General features: G+C 70.5%; 18 protein-coding genes. 16 read left to right on the plus strand and 2 right to left on the minus strand.

Features of this window, described 5'->3' with window-relative positions; all coding sequences use genetic code 11:
* The first annotated feature begins 8 nt into the window (after positions 1-8).
* From JL11_RS06240 to JL11_RS06275, 8 genes are all read left to right on the plus strand, one after another.
* On the plus strand, positions 9-1,247 hold the full coding sequence (locus tag JL11_RS06240; RefSeq protein ID WP_054764895.1) for a phage major capsid protein: 1,239 nt from the start codon (positions 9-11) through the stop codon (positions 1,245-1,247).
* 164 nt (positions 1,248-1,411) lie between these two features.
* Positions 1,412-1,675, plus strand: coding sequence for a head-tail connector protein (locus JL11_RS06245; protein WP_054764896.1), 264 nt, complete (start codon positions 1,412-1,414; stop codon positions 1,673-1,675).
* Positions 1,672-1,968 carry a phage head-tail adapter protein gene (locus JL11_RS06250; protein ID WP_197273348.1) on the plus strand — a complete coding sequence of 99 codons (297 nt, stop codon included), beginning with the start codon at positions 1,672-1,674 and terminating at the stop codon, positions 1,966-1,968. Before JL11_RS06245 ends, JL11_RS06250 begins: the two co-directional genes overlap by 4 nt.
* Entirely contained in the window at positions 1,965-2,375 is a 411-nt protein-coding gene (locus tag JL11_RS06255; RefSeq protein ID WP_054764898.1) for a DUF3168 domain-containing protein, read from the plus strand. The genes JL11_RS06250 and JL11_RS06255 overlap by 4 nt, the downstream gene beginning before the upstream one ends.
* A 114-nt stretch (positions 2,376-2,489) precedes the next feature.
* Positions 2,490-2,900, plus strand: coding sequence for a phage major tail protein, TP901-1 family (locus tag JL11_RS06260; protein ID WP_054764899.1), 411 nt, complete (start codon positions 2,490-2,492; stop codon positions 2,898-2,900).
* Positions 2,901-3,371: 471 nt separating this feature from the next.
* On the plus strand, positions 3,372-3,662 hold the full coding sequence (locus JL11_RS06265; protein WP_054764900.1) for a GTA-gp10 family protein: 291 nt from the start codon (positions 3,372-3,374) through the stop codon (positions 3,660-3,662).
* Positions 3,659-3,844: a phage tail assembly chaperone gene (locus JL11_RS06270; protein ID WP_054764901.1), complete on the plus strand. Its 186-nt coding sequence runs from the start codon at positions 3,659-3,661 to the stop codon at positions 3,842-3,844. The genes JL11_RS06265 and JL11_RS06270 overlap by 4 nt, the downstream gene beginning before the upstream one ends.
* The gene (locus JL11_RS06275; RefSeq protein ID WP_054764902.1) at positions 3,834-4,379 is read left to right on the plus strand and encodes a hypothetical protein; all 546 of its coding nucleotides are present in this window, start codon (positions 3,834-3,836) and stop codon (positions 4,377-4,379) included. The genes JL11_RS06270 and JL11_RS06275 overlap by 11 nt, the downstream gene beginning before the upstream one ends.
* 104 nt (positions 4,380-4,483) lie before the next feature.
* On the opposite strand, the gene JL11_RS06280 is transcribed toward JL11_RS06275, so the two are convergent.
* The gene (locus JL11_RS06280) at positions 4,484-5,188 is read right to left on the minus strand and encodes a DUF805 domain-containing protein (RefSeq protein ID WP_054764903.1); all 705 of its coding nucleotides are present in this window, start codon (positions 5,186-5,188) and stop codon (positions 4,484-4,486) included.
* A gap of 97 nt (positions 5,189-5,285) precedes the next feature.
* On the opposite strand from JL11_RS06280, the gene JL11_RS06285 reads away from it, so the two are divergent.
* The 8 genes from JL11_RS06285 (at position 5,286) to JL11_RS06320 (ending at position 15,555) form a co-directional block, all read left to right on the plus strand.
* Positions 5,286-5,897, plus strand: coding sequence for a DUF2460 domain-containing protein (locus JL11_RS06285; protein ID WP_054764904.1), 612 nt, complete (start codon positions 5,286-5,288; stop codon positions 5,895-5,897).
* A 131-nt stretch (positions 5,898-6,028) separates the two neighbouring features.
* Positions 6,029-6,676 carry a baseplate hub domain-containing protein gene (locus JL11_RS06290; protein ID WP_054764905.1) on the plus strand — a complete coding sequence of 216 codons (648 nt, stop codon included), beginning with the start codon at positions 6,029-6,031 and terminating at the stop codon, positions 6,674-6,676.
* Positions 6,673-7,113 (plus strand): NlpC/P60 family protein, encoded by a 441-nt coding sequence (locus tag JL11_RS06295; protein ID WP_082382619.1) that lies wholly within the window; start codon positions 6,673-6,675, stop codon positions 7,111-7,113. The genes JL11_RS06290 and JL11_RS06295 overlap by 4 nt, the downstream gene beginning before the upstream one ends.
* The gene (locus tag JL11_RS06300; protein WP_054764906.1) at positions 7,114-10,950 is read left to right on the plus strand and encodes a baseplate multidomain protein megatron; all 3,837 of its coding nucleotides are present in this window, start codon (positions 7,114-7,116) and stop codon (positions 10,948-10,950) included.
* Positions 10,951-11,129: 179 nt separating this feature from the next.
* Positions 11,130-12,050 carry a DnaJ C-terminal domain-containing protein gene (locus tag JL11_RS06305; RefSeq protein WP_054764907.1) on the plus strand — a complete coding sequence of 307 codons (921 nt, stop codon included), beginning with the start codon at positions 11,130-11,132 and terminating at the stop codon, positions 12,048-12,050.
* A 47-nt stretch (positions 12,051-12,097) separates the two neighbouring features.
* The gene (locus JL11_RS06310; RefSeq protein WP_054764908.1) at positions 12,098-13,255 is read left to right on the plus strand and encodes a phosphoserine transaminase; all 1,158 of its coding nucleotides are present in this window, start codon (positions 12,098-12,100) and stop codon (positions 13,253-13,255) included.
* Positions 13,256-13,388: 133 nt separating this feature from the next.
* Complete coding sequence (locus JL11_RS06315) at positions 13,389-14,684, plus strand: adenylosuccinate synthase (protein WP_054764909.1); 1,296 nt, start codon at positions 13,389-13,391, stop codon at positions 14,682-14,684.
* A 61-nt stretch (positions 14,685-14,745) separates the two neighbouring features.
* On the plus strand, positions 14,746-15,555 hold the full coding sequence (locus JL11_RS06320; protein WP_054764910.1) for a response regulator: 810 nt from the start codon (positions 14,746-14,748) through the stop codon (positions 15,553-15,555).
* A gap of 12 nt (positions 15,556-15,567) precedes the next feature.
* Here JL11_RS06320 and rpoH read toward each other — a convergent pair whose 3' ends face one another.
* Positions 15,568-16,455 (minus strand): RNA polymerase sigma factor RpoH, encoded by an 888-nt coding sequence (gene rpoH / locus JL11_RS06325; RefSeq protein ID WP_082382620.1) that lies wholly within the window; start codon positions 16,453-16,455, stop codon positions 15,568-15,570.
* Positions 16,456-16,634: the final 179 nt, after the last annotated feature.

Consider the following 16,634-nt stretch of genomic DNA (forward strand, 5'->3'; position numbering starts at 1 on the left):
GAGACATCATGAAAGAGACCAAACAGGCTTCGGGCCATCCCGAGGCGCACGGCGCCGTGCGCGAGATGATGGCGGCGTTCGAGGCGTTCAAAGGGGCGAATGACGCCCGGCTGGGCGAGATCGAGAAGAAGGCGGCGGCCGATGTGCTGCTGGAGGAGAAGGTCGCCCGGATCGACCAGGCGGTGGCGGCGGCCCAGGCGCGGCTGGACCGGGTGATGAGCCAGAACCGGCGTCCGGCGATCGGCGGCGAGCCGGTGGAGCCTGTGTCGGCGCCCGAGGCGAAGGCGGCGTGGGACGGCTATCTGAAGACGGGCCACTCGCCTCAACTGGCCGGCGCCCTGGAGGTCAAGGCGGGACTTTCGACGGGGGCGACCTCGGGCGGCTATGTCGCGCCCTATGAGACCGAGCGGGCCATCGAGCGGCGGCTGATGGCGGCCTCGCCGATGCGCGAGATCGCGACGGTCAGGACGGTGGCGGCGGGCGTGTTCCGAAAGCCGGTCTCGACGGCGGGCGTGGCCTGCGGCTGGGTGGCGGAGACGGCGGCGCGGCCCGAGACCGATCCGGCGACCCTGGCCCTGCTGGAATTCCCCTCGGCGGATCTGTACGCCAATCCGGCGGCGACCCAGGCCCTGCTGGACGACGCCATGGTCGATCTGGACGAATGGCTGGCGGCCGAGGTCGAGGACGCCTTTGCGGCCCAGGAGACCCAGGCCTTTGTGGCCGGCGACGGGGTGAACAAGCCCAAGGGCTTTCTGGCCTATCCGACGGCGGCGGACGCGGGTCAGGTCTGGGGCCAGATCGGTTATGTGGCCTCGGGCGCCGCAGGCGGGTTCGCGGCCGACAGTCCGACCGACCGGCTGATCGACCTGATCTATGCGCCCAAGGCCCAGTATAGGCCGAACGGCCGGTTCGTGATGAACCGGAAGACGGTCTCGGCCGTGCGCAAGTTCAAGGACGCGGACGGCAACTATATTTGGCAGCCGGCGACGCGGCTGGGCGAGACGGCCAGCCTGCTGGGCTATCCGGTCACCGAGATCGAGACCATGCCGGATGTGGCGGCCAACAGTCTGTCGATCGCCTTCGGGGACTTCCAGCGGGGCTATCTGATCGTGGATCGGGCGGGGGTGCGGGTGTTGCGCGACCCTTATTCGGCCAAGCCCTATGTCCTGTTCTACACGACCAAGCGGGTCGGCGGCGGGGTGCAGAACTTCGACGCCGTGAAGGTCATGAAGTTCTCCGCGAGCTGATCGGGTCGTCTCCTCCCTGTCGCGCAGCGACGGGGAGGTGGCGCGGCGCGTCTTCGCGCCGTGACGGAGGGGCTCTGCGGGCGTTGAAGAGCCCCTCCACCACTTCGTGGTCCCCCTCCCCATTGCATGGGGAGGAGACTGATTTCTGACGACGGAGATTTTCGATGGCGCAACCGGTGACGGCGGCGGAGGCGAAGCTGTTTTTGAGGGTCGAGCATGAGGCCGAGGACGGCCTGATCCAGACCCTGATTGAGGCGGCCCAGGCGCGGGTGGAGGCGGAGGTGGGGCTGAGCCTGACCTCGACCGCGCCGGCGGGGCTGAGGCTGGCGATCCTGATGCTGGTGCTGCGGGCCTATGAGCGGGGCGAGGCGGCGGCGGACCTGTCGATCGACGAATGGACCGCCCCCTATCGCACGGTGCGGCTGTGAGGGTTCTGGCGAGCCTGTTCCGGCCGGTGGAGGCCGAGACCCCCTATGGCGGGCGCAGCGTGAGCTTCGAACCCGTCGGCTCGGCCTGGCTGACCTGCGGGACGCGGCGGCGGGTCGAACGGGGCGAGGGCGATCAGAGGCGGACGGTCGAGCGGCTGAGCGCCGAGGCGCGGGCCGACGCGCGGCTGGCGGTCGGGCGGGTGCTGCGGTTCGGCGGCGCCGACTGGGACATCGTCGGCCTTGATCCTCTGCGGCCGGGGCGGCTGCGGCTGGAGCTGGAGCGGGTACGATGAAGGATCATGAGAGCGCCCTGCAAAAGGCGGTGGTCGCGGCCCTGAAGGCGGATGCGGCGGTGTCGGCCCTGATCGGCGGGCGGGTGTTCGACCGGCCGCCGGAGGGCGCGGCCTGCCCCTATCTGGCGCTGGGCCGATGCGAGAGCCGGCCGCTGGCGGCGGACGGGGGCGGGGTGGAGCAGAGGCTGACCCTGACCGGGGTGTCGCGCTTCCTCGGCGCGGAAGAGGCCAAGGCGATGGCGGCGGCGGTGCGGGCCTGTCTGCACGAGGCGGTGCTGGAGGCGGACGGGGTGCGGACCGCGACCCTGAGGGCGACCTTCGCCGACGTGTTCGGGGCGAGCGACGGACGGCGGACCTATGCGGTGGTGCGGCTGAGGGCGGTGACCGAGGAAGTGGCGAGTGGTTAGTGGCGAGTGGCGAGTTGGGTCGGGAAGGCGGAAGCAGCGGGGGGAGCCGTTGCGACGACCTTCCTCGCCACTCGTCACTCGCCACCCGCCACTCAGGAGCAAAGCGAGGACAAGATGACCGCACAGGCGGGCAAGGACATGCTGCTGAAGATCGAGGGCGCGCCGGGCGTCTTCACGACGGTGGCGGGGTTGAGGGCGCGGACGATTTCGCTGAACGCGCGCACGGTGGACGCCACCGACGGCGACAGCGCCGGACGGTGGCGCGAACTGCTGGCCGGCGCCGGGGTCAAGTCGGCGGCGGTGTCGGGCCAGGGGATCTTCCGCGATGCGGCCTCGGACGCCCTGGTGCGGGAAGCCTTCTTCGATCAGGCGGCCAAGCGGTGGCGGCTGGTGGTGCCGGACTTCGGCGTGCTGGAGGGGCCGTTCCTGGTAGCGGCCCTGGAATACGCCGGAACGCATGAGGGGGAGGCGACCTTCGCCCTGAGCCTGGCCAGCGCTGGGGCGGTCGGGTTTTCGGCGGCGTGAGGGGGTGAGTGCTGGTGCTAGTGCTAGTGAGCGGGCTTCGCCGGTGAGCGGAGAACGGCGGGGCGGCTGAGTAGACGCTCGCTAGGTTCAATCGACATTCAGCTTACTGCGGTCAGGCCGCTCTTCCCGCGTCAGAGGGCCTTGATGCGGCGACCGGGTTCATCACAGCGATCACGGCGGATTCACAGCGGTCACGACGCCATCGGAACGCGCCGTGTTCGCCGTGACCTCGTCGTGCCCGTTGTGATGAACCCACCCTCAATCGGCGTTACGCCGCCAGACGTTTTCCCTTCCGCTGACGCGGGAAGGAAGACCGACACTCAATCGAATAGAGTCTTCAACGCCCGAGGCGCCTCTCTTGGGTTGGCGGCTGCGCGCAGGACGGCGGCAGGCCCAATGTCGATTGGCCCTAGCACTCGTACTCGCACTAGCACTGGCCCCGGCGTTTTTCACTTGAGATTGGAAGCGACGATGAACCAGGCGCGGGGCGAGGCGGCGGTGATGCTGGGCGGGGTGCGGCGCAGGGTCTGTCTGACCCTGGGGGCCCTGGCCGAGATCGAGACCGGGTTGGGCGTCGAGGGTCTGGCGGCGGCGGCCGAGCGGATGAAGACCCTGTCGGCGCGGGATCTGATGGTGGTCCTGGCGGCGGTGCTGCGCGGCGGGGGCGAGGCCCGGCCGGAGGTCGAGGCGGTCGATCCGCGCGAGGCGGCGCGGGCCGTGGCGGCGGCCTTTGAGGCGTCCTCCGGTCAAGCCGGAAGATGACGGGCGCGACGCCCTGGGGCGAGATGATGCGGGCGGCGATGCGGATGGGGATTGCGCCCGAGGCCTTCTGGCGGCTGTCGCTGAAGGAATGGCGGATGCTGACCGAGGCGCCGCGCGGGACGGCGCCGATGGGCCGGGCGGGCCTGGCGAAACTGATGGAGGACTGGCCCGATGACGGATGAGTTCGGAAGGGACGGGATCGACGACCTGCCGCTGAAGGCGGCCGAGGCGGGGGCGGCGCTGGAGGCGCTGAAGGGGCCGGCCGAGGCGGCGGCGAACGCCATAGAGGCGGCCTTCGGCCGGGCGGGCGAAAGCCTGACCCGGTCGCTGGCGCGGGCGGCGGCGGACGGAGAGGTGTCCCTGTCGGAGCTGGCCCAGGCCGTGCTGAAGGCGGTGAATGCGGCGGCCGGGTCCGGCGGATCGGGAAGCGGTCTGAGCGCGGCCATCCAGGCGGCGGCGTCCAGTTTCGGCGGGGCCAATTTCGGCGGGGCCAGGGCCGACGGCGGGCCGGTGCTGGGGGGCGGCGCCTATCTGGTCGGGGAACGGGGGCCGGAGGTGTTTCGCCCGAGCGTCGGCGGCGAGATCGGACCGGCGACGGGCGGGGCTGTGACCGTCCATGTGGCGGTGGACGGCGGGGCCGAGGCCCTGCTGCGATCCGAGGCCCAGATCGCCCAGATGCTGGCGCGGGCGGTCAGCCTGGGGGCGCGGGGGAGGTAGGCTTTTTTGAGTGGCGAGCGGCGAGGGGCGAGTGGCGAGTGACGAGCGGCGATGCGGATGCGGCCTGTCTCGCCACTGACCGCTCGCCACTCGTCACTGTCTTGCTATTCCCCCTTGGGGTTGGGGCCGAAGCGGTTGTCGCCCTTGTCGCCCTCGACCAGGCCGATCCACAGCAGGAAGGCGAGAGGAACCAGGCCCGCCAGGGCGAAGGCGCCGACGCCCGGGCCCATTAGGGCGAAGAAGGCGGCGGGATTGTCTTCGTAATAGTCGGGGCCCATGCCGCCGGCGAAGGCGGCGCCCATGACCATGACGAAGCCGATGATCGTGAAGACCGTCGCGGCGACCCAGGGAATGGCGACCAGCCAGCCGGTCTTGCCCATGTCGTGCAGGCGTTTCACCGAAATGGCCAGGTTCGGCCAGATCAGGGCCAGGGAGATCAGGGCGCCGATGATCGGCAGCCAGCCGGCGACGACGCCGACGCCCAGCAGGATCAGCCAGCCGATCCAGAAATGGCTGCGGCGGGTACGGCCCTCGAAGGACAGGAACAGTTTCTGCCAGTCGAAACCGGCGACGGTGGTGTCGGTCGAACTGGCGTAGCCGCCGGCGACGCCGACGGTGGAGGGGCCGCCCGCCAGGATCAGGATCTGGGTCGCCTCGCCATCCTCGGGCACGAAATCGACGCGGACGCCGGGGGCGGGGACGGCGGGGGACTGCAGGCCGGCGGCGCTGAAGCCGTAGCGGACGCCGTCGTCGCCGCTGATCAGGCCGGCGCCGGCCGTGGTGTCATAGCTGAGGATTTCGCCGCGCAAGTCTTCGCTCCCGTCTCGAGACGGCCCCCTCGGCCGTCGTTAGCCGAGCATGGACGAGCGGCGCCGTTCGGACAAGTGAAACAGGGGACAGGTTCGAATGAGCTTTCATGAGGTGCGCCTGCCCGCGCGGCTGGCGTTCGGCTCGACCGGCGGGGTGGAGCGGCGGACGGAGATCGCGACCCTGGCGTCCGGGTTCGAGCGGCGGTCCACGCCCTGGGCGCTGGGGCGCAGGCGCTATCTGATCGGGGCGAACCTGAGATCGCTGGACGACATGGCCGCCCTGATCGCCTTCTTCGAGGCGCGGCGGGGGCGGCTGTACGGGTTCCGGTTCAAGGACTTCGCCGATTTCAAATCGTGCGCGCCCAGCGGGACGGTTTCGGCCGGGGATCAGGTTCTGGGCCTGGGCGACGGGGCGCGGACCGTGTTTCCGCTGATCAAGACCTACGGCGACGTCGAACGGCCGATCCGGAAGCCGGTCGAGGGGTCGGTTCGGGTGGCGGTCGGGGGCGTGGAGACCCAGGGCCTTTCCGTCGATTGGACGACGGGGGCCGTGACCCTGGCGGCCGCGCCGGCGCCGGGGGTGACGGTGACGGCGGGCTTTCAGTTCGACACGCCGGTGCGGTTCGACACCGACCGGATCGAGACGACCCTGGAGAGTTTTGAGGCCGGGCGGATGGCGGCGGTTCCGCTGATCGAGGTGCGGGTCTGACGAGAGTGGCGAGTGGTCGGTGGCGAGTGGCGAGGCGGTTCGGGATGCGGGAGCGCCGAGACCTGATCGTCGGGACGAATGGTCGGCCCGCTCACTCGCCACTCGCCACTGACCACTGAGCGAAGGCGAAGATGAGACACATACCGGACGATCTGGCCGCCCGCATCGAAAGCGGGGCGGCGCGGCTTTGCCATGTCTGGCTGGTGCGGCGCGTCGACGGGACGCGGGCGGGCTTCACCGACCATGACCGGGGTCTGACGCTGGACGGGGTGGTCTGTCGGGCGGCGAGCGGCTGGACGGCGGGGGCGGCGGAGAGTGCGGTCGGACTGGCGGCGGGGACGGCCTCGGCCTCGGGCGTGCTGGACGACGCCTCGATCCGCGAGGCGGATGTGGCGGCGGGCCGGCTGGACGGAGCGGCGGTCGAGCTGTGGCGCCTGGACTGGTCCGAGCCGGGGCTGGGGGTGCGGCTGTGGTCGGGGACGATCGCGCGACTGAGGCGGCAGGACGGGGCCTTCGTCGCCGATCTGGAAGGGCCGCTGGCCAAGCTGGAGCGGGTGGTCGGGCGGACCTATGGCCGGCTGTGCGACGCGCGGCTGGGGGACGAGCGGTGCGGCGTGGCGGCGGTCGCCGGCCGGACCTGCGACAAGCGGTGGGGGACCTGCGTCGGGACGTTTGGGAATGGCGTGAATTTTCGGGGCTTTCCGGACGTGCCGGGGGATGACTTCCTGACGGCCTGGCCGGCGCAGGGCGGCCGCCATGACGGCGGGAGCCGGCGGTGAGGGGCGAGGCGATCGCCGCCGCCGCCCGGGCCTGGCTGGGGACGCCGTATCGGCATCAGGCCAGTGTGAAGGGCGTGGGGGCGGACTGTCTGGGTCTGGTGCGGGGGCTGTGGCGCGAGGTGGCGGGGGCGGAGCCGGAAGGCGTTCCGCCCTATTCGCCGGACTGGGCCGAGGCGGGCGGGCGCGAGCTGTTGCGGGAGGCGCTGGAGCGGTGGCTGATGCCGGTTTCGGTCGAGGCCATGCGGGCAGGGGATGTGCTGCTGTTTTGCATGTCGCCGGGCGTGGCGGCCAAACACTGCGCCGTGCTGAGCGCGGTCGAGGGGCCGGAGCCGAAGATGATCCACGCCTATTGGGGACGGGCGGTGGTGGAGAGCTGGATGGGGGTCTGGTGGCGGCGGCGGCTGGTCGCGGCGTTTCGATTTCCCGAGGAGGCGTAGATGGCGCAAGTCGTACTGAGCGCGGTGGGGCAGTCGGTCGGCGGGCCGGTCGGTCGGGTGATCGGGGCGACGATCGGGCGGGTGATCGACGATCGCGTGATCGGCTCCCTGTCGCCGGCGCGACAGCTGGGGCCGAGGCTGGACGGGCTGAAGATCCAGGGGACGGCCGAGGGGGCGCCGATGGCCTGCGTCTTCGGCCGGGCGCGGGTGACGGGTCAGGTGATCTGGGCCGCGCGGTTTCTGGAGGGCAAGGTCAAGGGACGGGCGGGCAAGGGCGGGCCGAAAACGGTCGACTACGCCTATTCGCTGAGTTTCGCCGTGGCCCTGTGCGAAGGCGAGATCGACGGGATCGGCCGGGTCTGGGCGGACGGTCGGCTGATGGAGCTGAACGGCGTGGCGATGCGGGTGCATCGCGGCGGGGAGGACCAGAGGCCGGACCCGCTGATCGAGGCGGTCGAAGGCGCGGCTCCCGCCTATCGGGGCGTGGCCTATGTGGTGTTCGAAGATTTGCCGCTGGGGCCGTTCGGGGACCGGGTTCCGCAGCTGAGCTTCGAGGTGTTCCGGCGGCCGCGCGGGGCGGGGCCGCGGCTGGAGGACCGGCTGGAGGGGGTGTGTCTGATCCCCGGCGCCGGGGAGTTCGCCCTGGCGACCGAGGCGGTGGTGCGGCGCGAAGGGCTGACGCGGACGACGGCGGAGAACGTCCATAACGGCGAGGGGCGGGCCGACCTGATCGTGTCGCTGGATCAGCTTCAGGCCCAGTTGCCGAATCTGAAACGGGTCAGTCTGGTGGTCGGCTGGTTCGGGGATGATCTGAGGGCCGGTCAGTGTCGGGTGCGGCCGGGGGTGGAGCGGCGCGACAAGCCGACCGAGCCGATGATCTGGTCGGTGGCGGGGGTGGCGCGGCATGAGGCCTATGAGGTCAGTCGGACCCCCTCCGTCGGCTTCGCCGCCACCTCCCCCACGGGGGGAGGATCGGCCCCCTCCGTCGGCTTCGCCGCCACCTCCCCCAGAGGGGGAGGATCTGGGCCGGCCTATGGCGGGACGCCGTCGGATGAGAGCGTGCGCCAGGCGATCCGAGAGTTGAAGAGCCGGGGGCTGGAGGTGACCCTGTATCCCTTCGTCTTCATGGACTGTCCCGGCTATCCGTGGCGGGGGCGGATCGCGGGCACGGACGGGGCGGGGGCGGCGGCCGAGATCGCGGCCTTTTTCGGCGGGCCGGAAGACTGGGGCCTGCGGCGAATGGGACTGCACTACGCCCGGATCGCGGCCGAGGAGGGGGCGCACGGCCTCTTGATCGGATCGGAGATGCGGGGCGTGACCTGGACGCGGGATGCGGCGGGCGGCTTTCCGGCGGTCGATCAGTTGCGGACCCTGGCGGCCGAGTGCCGGGCGGTGGTCGGATCGGGGATCAAACTGTCCTACGCCGCCGACTGGAGCGAATATTTCGGACGGCAGGCGGGCGGGGAGGTGCGGTTTCACCTGGATCCCCTGTGGGCCGATCCGAACATCGACCATGTGTCGATCGACTGGTACCCGCCCCTGAGCGACTGGCGTGACGGGCCCGGGGGCGTGGATGCGGCCCGGTTCGACGGGGCGGCGGACCCGGCCTATCTGGCGGCGGGCGTGGCGGGCGGCGAGGGGTTCGACTGGTATTACGCCAGCGCGGCCGACCGGGCGGCCCAGGTGCGCACGCCGATCATCGACGGGGCGCACGGAGAGGACTGGCTGTTCAGGCCCAAGGATCTGAAGGGCTGGTGGTCGAACCTGCACTATGAGCGGCCGGGCGGGGTGCGGGCGGCGACGCCGACGGCCTGGCGGCCGGGGATGAAGCCGGTGCGGCTGACCGAGTTCGGCTGTGCGGCCGTGGATCGGGGCGGCAATGCGCCCAATCTGTTTCAGGACCCCAAGAGCGGCGAAAGCGCCCTGCCGCCCTTTTCCACCGGGGCGCGCGACGATGCAGTGCAGCGGGCGGCGCTGGAGGCGGTGCTGGGCCATTTCGCGGCGCCTGAGAACAATCCGGTTTCGGCCGTCTATGGCCGACCGATGCTGGAGGGGGCGGACGCCTGGTGCTGGGACGCCCGGCCCTATCCGGCCTTTCCGGCGCGGGCGGAGGTCTGGGCCGACGCCGGGGCGTGGCGGGCGGGTCACTGGCTGAACGGGCGGCTGGCGGGCGACGGCGCCGATCTGGTCGCCGCCGTCCTGGCGCGCGGCGGCCTGGCGGCGGATGAACGGATCATCGAAGGGGTGGAGGGGGCGGCGGCCGGCTATGTGATCGACCGACCGATGCGGACGCGCGACGCCCTGGAGCCGCTGCTGGCCGCCTTCGACGCCGTGGCGGCGGAGCGGGACGGGCGGGTCGCCGTCCTGGGACGGACGGCGAGCGGGACGGTGCTGAGCCGCGACGGCCTGGCCCTGCCCAAGGCAGGCGGGGCCGAGACGGCGACGCGACGGCTGGAGGCCCGACCCGGCGCGGCGCGGGTGCGTTTCGTCGATGAGACGGCGGACTATCAGACGGGGGCGGTGACTGCGCGGGTCGAGGACGGGCGGGCCGAGGACGGGCGGGCCGCGACCGGCGGCGGCGTCGATCTGGACCTGCCCCTGGTCTGCGGCGACGGCCTGGCGCGGGCTGTGGCGGAGCGGGCGCTGGAGGCGGAGCAGGCCGAGACGGTCGTCCTGACCCTGGGGCCGCTGGAGGCCCTGGCGGCCGAGCCTGGGGACGTGGTGCGGCTGGAGGGCCGCGACGGCGACTGGCGGGTGGCGCGCGTCGCGGCGGAGGAGACGCCGGCGATCACTCTGGAGCCGGTCGGCGCGCGAAGACTCTATGAGGATCAGGGGGGAGGAAGGGGCGGCGAGGGTCCGGCGACGACCGGGGCGCCCTTTCTGGCCCTGCTGGATCTGCCGCCGCTGATAGGGAGCGAGGACGACGCACGGCCGGTGGCGGCGGCGGCGGTGGAGCCGTGGCGGCCGATGCGGCTGCACGCCGGGCCGTCGGCCGGCGCCTTGACCGCGCGCGCCGATCTGGACGCGCCGACGCCCGTGGGAGTGCTGGTCGAGCCCTTGCGGCCGGGGGCGCCCGGGCGCTGGGACACGGTCAACACCCTGGTGGTGCGGGTCGAGGGGGCGGCGCCGCAGAGCGCGGCGGAGACGGCGGTGCTGGGCGGCGCCAACACACTGGCGATCCAGACGGCGGGGGGATGGGAGGTGGCGCAATACCGATCCGCGACCCTGATCGCCCCGGACGTCTGGCGGCTGACCGGCCTTTTGCGCGGCCAGCAGGGGACGGAGGCGGAGATGCAGGCGGGGGCCGCAACCGGGGCGGTGGTGGTGTTCCTGGAGCCGCGCCCGGCGCGGGCGGAGATCGGGCGCGCCGAACGGGGCCTGCCCCTGGTCTGTCGCGCCGGACCGGCGGGGGCGGCGCCGGGCGGGGCGGGGTTCCGCCAGGCAGGCTTCACCCTGCGGGGGCTTTACGACCGGCCGTGGTCGCCGGCGGGGTTGACGGTGCGGGTCTCGGCCGAGGGACGGCGGATCAGTTGGACGCCGCGCGTGCGGCTGTACGGCGACGGCTGGGACGGCGAGCCGACGCCGGTCGATCCGATGCGTTTTCGTCTCCGGGTGACGAACGGGGGCGCGGTGGTGCGGACGATGGAGGTCGATGGGGCGACGGCCCTTTACGCCGCAGCGGACGCGGCGGCGGACTTTCCGGACGGGGCGCCGCCAACGGCGCGGATCGCCGTGGCCCAGTGGGGGGAGGGGTTCGGCTGGGGCGCCGAGGCGGAAATCGGCTTAGAGCCTGATGGTTTCGGACGGAACCGCGCGGCGGTTCCGACAGAAGCGTGAATCAGGCTCTCGCTCTAATCTGGAGCCTGATTCACCGTTTCAGCGGAACCGCGAAGCGGTTCCTCCTCAACGGATCAGGCTCTGGCCTGAGCAAATATCCGGGTCCGGCCCTTTGCGGGGGCGGGGGCATGGCTTAACTGACGGCCTCTCAGGTGTTTTCAGTTGGAGCGGCAACGGACGTGGCAGGCGACCCCTATAAGGAACTGGGCGTTTCAAAGGGCGCGAGCGCGGACGAGATCAAGAAGGCGTTCCGCAAACTGGCCAAGGAACTGCACCCCGACAAGAACCCCGGCGACGTCAAGACCGAGGAACGGTTCAAACGGGTGACGGCGGCCTTCGACCTGTTGGGCGATCCGGAAAAGCGGGCCAAGTATGACGCGGGCCAGTTGGACGCCGACGGCAATGAACAGTATCGCGGCTTCGGCGGGGGCGGACGGCCGGGCGGCAATCCCTTCGGCCAGGGCGGCTTCTCCGGCGGCGGCGGACCGGGCGGTCGGGCCGACTTCGAAGGCATCGACCTGGACGATCTGTTCGGCATGTTCGGGGGCGCGGGCCGCCAGCGGGGTCCGCGCGACTTCACCGCGCGCGGCCAGGACGTGCGCGCCAGCCTGAACATCAGCCTGGAGGACGCCATTTCGGGGGCGACCCGGCGAATCCAGTTCTCAGACGGTCGAACCCTGGACGTGACCATTCCCAAGGGCGCGTCGGACGGCCAGACCATCCGCCTGCGCGGCCAGGGGGCGCCGGGGCGGGGCGCCGAGAACGGCGACGCCCTGATCGAGCTGAAGATCGAGCCGCACCCGATCTATAAGCGCGACGGGGCGGACCTGACGATGGACCTGCCGGTCTCGGTGCCCGATGCGGTTCTGGGGGCCAAGGTGCGGGCGCCGACGCCGGAAGGGGAGGTGCAGGTGACGATCGCGCCGGGCTCCAACTCGGGCAAGCTGTTGCGGCTGAAGGGACGGGGCGCCTTCGCCCAGGGGCGGCGCGGCGATCTGTTGGCCCGCATCGTCGTGACCCTGCCCGAGACGCCGGATGCGGCCCTGATCAAGTTCGCCGAAGACTGGCGGGCCAAGCGGCCCTATACGCCGGGGCGTTGAGCGGCGTTTGGGCCGGGTGACGCGCGGTCGCGCAAGGGGAAGAGACCATGATCGCAAAGCCTGATGTCAAACCGGCGCGGCCGTGGTTCTCGGCCGGACCGACGGCCAAACGGCCGGGCTACAGCCTGGGCGGCCTGCCGCAGGATTTGCTAGGGCGCGGCATCCGCGCGCCCGAGGTGGTGGAGCGGTTCGCCCACGGGCTGAGACTGACGCGGGCGGTGCTGGAAGTGCCGGACAGCCATGTGCTGCTCTATACGCCGGGATCGGACACCGGGGCGGTCGAGGCGGCCCTGTGGGGCATGCTGGGTCAGCGGCCGGTGCAGGTGGTCGCCTTCGAGAATTTCGGCCTGACCTGGTTGGCGGACGTGCGCGATCATCTGGGGTTGGAGCCCGAGGCCCTGACGGCGCCCTGGGGCGAGCTGCCGGACCTGAGCCGGGCCGACTGGTCCAAGGACGTGGTCTTCCCCTGGAACGGCACGACCTCGGGCGTGCGCGTGCCGGACGCCGACTGGATCGCCGACGATCGCGAGGGGCTGGCGATCTGCGACGCCACCTCGGCCGCCTTCGCCATGCCCCTGCCGTTCGACAAGCTGGATGTGGTGACCTTCAGCTTCCAGAAGGCGCTGGGCGGCGAGGCGGGGATCGGGGTGATGGTTTTGTCGCCGCGAGCGGTGGCGCGGCTGGATTCCTATCGACCTGAACGACCCGTCCCGAAACTGCTGCGCCTGACCGACGGCAAGGGGTTCGATCGCGCCCTGGCCGACGGGGTGGCGATCAACACCTTCTCTGTTTTGACCATCGAGGACTGGATCGACGCCTTGGAATGGGCGCAAGGGATCGGGGGCTTGAGCGAACTGATCCGGCGCACCGACGCCAACTTCGCCGCCCTGGCCGACTGGGTGGAGCGGACCGACTGGATCGCCTTCCTGCCCGAGAGGCCCGAGATCCGCTCGACCACCTCAGTCTGTCTGAAGTTCGTCGATCCGCGCGTGACCGGCCTGGACGAGGCGGGGCAGAAGGGCTTCGTCAAACGCTTCAAGGCCCTGCTGGAAGGCGAGGGCGCCGTGTTCGATATGGAGCCCCACAGGAACGCGCCGCCGGGCCTTCGGCTGTGGTGCGGCTGCACCGTCGAGACGGCCGATGTAGTGGCGGCGACGCCGTGGCTCGAATGGGCGTTCGAGACGGCGGTGGGGGAACTGTCGTAAAATACGACGGATCGGGACGACACCGGACGATTCCCCCGCTATAGGCTGCGCCCGCATTCAGACCGTCGCAATGCTGCGGCGCCTGCTGGTTTTGATGCGTTCTCCGACGAGGACGCGAGGCGGAGTACGGACTTTGGCGAACGTGGCGGTGGTCGGCGCCCAGTGGGGCGACGAGGGCAAGGGCAAGATCGTGGACTGGCTGTCCAACCGCGCCGACATGGTGGTGCGGTTCCAGGGCGGGCACAATGCGGGCCATACGCTGGTCGTGGACGGCAAGGTCTATAAGCTGGCGTTGCTGCCCTCGGGCGTGGTGCAGGGCAAGCCGTCGATCATCGGCAACGGGGTGGTCGTCGATCCGTGGCATCTGGTCGGCGAGATCGAGAAGATCGCAGCCCAGGGCGTTGCAATCAGCCCCGACATCCTGACCATCGCCGACAACGCCTGTCTGATCCTGCCCATCCATCCGGCCTTGGACGTGGCGCGCGAGGCGGCGGCCAGCGCGCCCGGGGCCAAGATCGGCACGACCGGGCGGGGCATCGGCCCTGCCTACGAGGACAAGGTGGGGCGACGGGCCATTCGGGTCTGCGACCTAGCCAACGCCGACGACCTGAAGGTCAAGATCGACCGGCTGCGCTCGCACCACGATCCGCTGCGCGCCGGTCTGGGCCTGGAGCCGATCGATCCGGAGGCGCTTTTGGCCCAACTGCTGGAGATCGCGCCCAAGATCCTGCCCTATGTGAAGCCGGCCTGGCGGGTGCTGGACCAGGCGCAGAAGGCGGGCAAGCGGGTGCTGTTCGAAGGGGCCCAGGGCGCGTTTCTGGACGTGGATCACGGCACCTATCCCTATGTGACCAGCTCCAACACGGTGGCGGGGCAGGCGGCGGCGGGGTCGGGCATCGGGCCTCGTGGCGTCGGCTATGTGCTGGGCATCGTCAAGGCCTATACGACCCGGGTCGGCGAAGGGCCCTTCGCCTGCGAACTGGACGACGCGGTCGGTCAGCATTTGGCGACGGTCGGCCGCGAGGTCGGGGTCAACACCGGACGGGCGCGGCGTTGCGGCTGGTTCGACGCCGTGCTGGTGCGCCAGTCGGTGGCGATCAACGGCATCGACGGCATCGCCCTGACCAAGCTGGACGTGCTGGACGGATTGAAGACGCTGAAGATCTGCGTCGGCTATCGCGTCAACGGCGAGGTGCTGGACTATCTGCCGTCCAGCCTGAAGGATCAGGCGGCCGCAGAGCCGGTGTTCGAGGAGCTGGAAGGCTGGAGCGAGAGCACCGGAGGCGTGCGCAGCTTCAAGGACATCAACGCCAACGCCATCAAATATGTGCGTCGGATCGAGGAGCTGATCGGGGCGCCGGTGGCCCTGCTGTCGACCAGCCCCGAGCGGGACGACACCATATTGATGCGTGATCCCTTCCAAGGCTGAGCAATTCAGCGAGTCTTAACGGCGGTCAGATAGGGTCGAGGAGTCAAACGGAGCCGACCCCTTGTTCACTGCGGACGCAAAGACCCTGAGCCGCATCGAGCCCACGGTGCGGCGCGTCGCCATCATCGAACCCAACGCCGCCTCTGCGCGTCTGATGTCGGACCTGATCAAGGGGTTGGGCGCGCGCGAAATCTATGTGGAGAGCGACGAGGAGCGGGCGGTGGAGCTGCTGCGCGACGTCGAGCCCGGCGTGATCTTCACCGAATACGCCGGCCCGACCCTGAGCGGGGAGCGGCTGGCGCGGCGGGTCCGGCGCTCCTCCATGGTCTGTCGCATGGCGCCGATCATCATGGTCACGAACGAGGCGACGGCGGCGGCCATCAAGGGGGCGCGCGACGCGGGCGTTCACGAGTTTCTGAGAAAACCCTATACGACCGGCGATCTGTTCAAACGGGTGGAGAACGTCGCCCTGAAGCCCCGCCCCTGGATCGAGGCGGTCGGCTATGTCGGGCCGGATCGTCGGCGCTTCAACTCGGGCGAATACGCCGGAGCGCCCAAGCGCCGCACCGATGCGTCGGCCAAGGGCGGGCTGGACATAAAGGATCAGGCGATGCGGATCCTCGTTGCGGCCATGGCCCAGTTCGACCAGGACCCGGCCCAGGCCACCCGCGCCATCCGCCAGCAGGCGCAGACGCTGAAGGCGGTGGCGATCAAGAGCGGCGACGCCCGGTTGGCGATCGCGGCGGGTGGGCTGGAGGCATTCATGGACGGCGGCGGCGTGACCAAGGCCGGTCTGGCCCAGCCGGTCGGGGCCATACTGGCCCTGACCCAGACGCCGGCGTCGAACGCGCCGGTCGCCAGGGCGTCCTGATACCCGAGGAAATCAGGCGTCGACCAGATTGCGCTCTTCGGCGGCGGCCCGCATGGCCTTTTGCAGTTTTTCGAAGGCGCGGACCTCGATCTGACGCACCCGCTCGCGCGAGACGCCATAATGGCCGGCGAGTTCCTCAAGCGTGACGGGGTCGTCCTTGAGGCGGCGCTCTGTGAGGATGTGTTTTTCCCGATCCGTCAGCTCCTCCATGGCCTCCTGCAGGAGGCTCATGCGGATGCCCTTTTCCTCGTCGTCGGCCAGCTGGGTCTCCTGGGAGACGGCGGTGTCGTCGGCCAGCCAGTCTTGCCATTCGCTCTCGCCGTCGGCGCGCAGCGGGGCGTTCAGCGAGGCGTCGCCGCCGAGGCGACGGTTCATGTCGGTGACTTCCTGTTCCGACACGCCCAGCTTGGTGGCGATGGCCGACAGGTGTTCGGGGCGCAGATCGCCTTCCTCGAAGGCCGAGATCTGGCTCTTGGCCTTGCGCAGGTTGAAGAACAGCTTCTTCTGCGCCGCTGTGGTCCCCATCTTCACCAGGGACCAGCTGCGCAGGATGTATTCCTGGATCGAGGCCCTGATCCACCACATGGCGTAGGTCGCCAGCCGGAAGCCCTTGTCCGGATCGAACTTCTTGACGGCCTGCATCAGGCCGACGTTGCCCTCGGAGATCACCTCGCCGATCGGCAGGCCGTAGCCGCGATAGCCCATGGCGATCTTGGCGACCAGGCGCAGGTGGGAGGTGACGAGACGGTGGGCGGCCTCGGGGTCCTGATGCTCGGACCAGCGCTTGGCGAGCATGAACTCCTCGTCCTTGGTCAGCATCGGAAACTTGCGGATTTCCGTTAGATAACGCGACAGGCCCTGTTCAGGCGACATCACCGCGAGCGTGCTATTGGCAGCCATATGGTCCCTCCGACCGTCTAGAACGAGCGGGCGCTTCGCCGTCGGCCACGGCATGTGCGCCGACGCCTCACCCCTCAACCGGTAAAGTAGCGATGGGTTGCCGCCATTTTTAGGGGCGGATCGTCACACGAAAGCGTGACCGTGACCCCGGCGCCACTCACGCCGACCGGCTCAATATA

The sequence above is a fragment of the Brevundimonas sp. DS20 genome (assembly GCF_001310255.1).
Classification (GTDB): domain Bacteria; phylum Pseudomonadota; class Alphaproteobacteria; order Caulobacterales; family Caulobacteraceae; genus Brevundimonas; species Brevundimonas aurantiaca.